Origin of the sequence: Streptomyces enissocaesilis, from assembly GCF_039533765.1 — a bacterium.
In the GTDB taxonomy this organism is placed as follows: Bacteria; Actinomycetota; Actinomycetes; order Streptomycetales; family Streptomycetaceae; genus Streptomyces; species Streptomyces enissocaesilis.
The window spans coordinates 1-1,114 of sequence record NZ_BAAAUD010000071.1; the positions used below are offsets into that span (position 1 = coordinate 1).

The following is a 1,114-nucleotide window of genomic DNA, read 5'->3' on the forward strand; positions in this document are numbered from 1 at the left end:
TGGGTGGTGTGGGTGTGGTGGCGGCCGCCGTCGGGGCGGGTCAGGGGGTGGTGTTGAGGGCTTCGTTGAGGCTGGCGACGGCGAGGAGGACGGCGTGCTTGGCGGCTTCGGTGTCGTGCAGGCCGTTGACCATGACGAAGTCGTGGACGATGCCGCCGAAGCGGGCGTTGGTCGCGGCGACGCCGGCCTGGCGCAGGCGGGCAGCGTAGGCCTCGCCCTCGTCGCGCAGGACGTCGGCCTCGGCGGTGATGATCAGGGCGGAGGGCAGGCCGGCGAGGTCCTCGAGGCTGGCGCGCAGGGGTGAGACGGTGATCTGGCCGCGCTCCTCCTCGCTGAGGGTGTACTGGTCCCAGAACCACTTCATGCCCTCGCGGGAGAGGAAGTAGCCCTCGGCGAACTGCTCGTAGGAGTCGGTGTCGAATGCCGCGTTGGTCACCGGGTAGAACAGCACCTGCTTGACGAAGCGCACGTCGCCGCGTTCCTTGGCGAGCAGGGTCAGCGCGGTGGCCATGTTGCCGCCCACCGAGTCACCCGAGACGGCGATCCGTGTGGCGTCCAGGTTCTTGTCCGCGCCGTTGCTGACCACCCACTGCGCCGCCGCGTAGCTCTGCTCGAGTGCGACCGGGTAGCCGACCTCCGGGGAGCGGTCGTACTCGGGGAAGACCACCGCGGCGTTCGCCCCGATGGCCAGGTCCCGCACGAGCCGGTCGTGGGTGTGGGCGTTGCCGAACACCCAGCCCGCACCGTGCACGTACAGGACCACCGGAAGCGTGGCGCCGGCCGAGCCCGCCGGGCGCACGATGCGCACCTTGACGCTGCCGGTCGGGCCACCCAGCACCTCCACCCACTCCTCATCGATCTCCGGCTTGAAGATCGGGGCGTCCTGAACACCGTCGACCGTCTTGCGGCCGTCCTCCGGTGTCATCTGGTAGAGGAAGGGGGGCTCCGAGGTGGCATCCACGAACGCCTGCGCAGCAGGCTCCAGAGCGATGTTACGAGGGTTACCGGCCATGACGTACTCCCTAAACGATGTGATCTGCGAACACCCACAATCCTGAACTCCTCACCCCGCCGAAGCCCCTCAGATCAAGGCGGAAACCCCACACATCAAGAC

General features: G+C 68.5%; 1 protein-coding gene. It reads right to left on the reverse strand.

Going from position 1 to position 1,114, the window contains the following annotated elements; all coding sequences use genetic code 11:
- Nucleotides 1-40: 40 nt before the first annotated feature.
- Nucleotides 41-1,012 (reverse strand): alpha/beta hydrolase, encoded by a 972-nt coding sequence (locus ABD374_RS31550; protein ID WP_344500048.1) that lies wholly within the window; start codon nucleotides 1,010-1,012, stop codon nucleotides 41-43.
- Nucleotides 1,013-1,114 lie beyond the last annotated feature (102 nt).

What these genes read in the sequence shown, in the direction of transcription:
- ABD374_RS31550 (WP_344500048.1), bottom strand. Translation starts at nt 1,012, where the DNA reads ATGGCCGGTAACCCTCGTAACATCGCTCTGGAGCCTGCTGCGCAGGCG.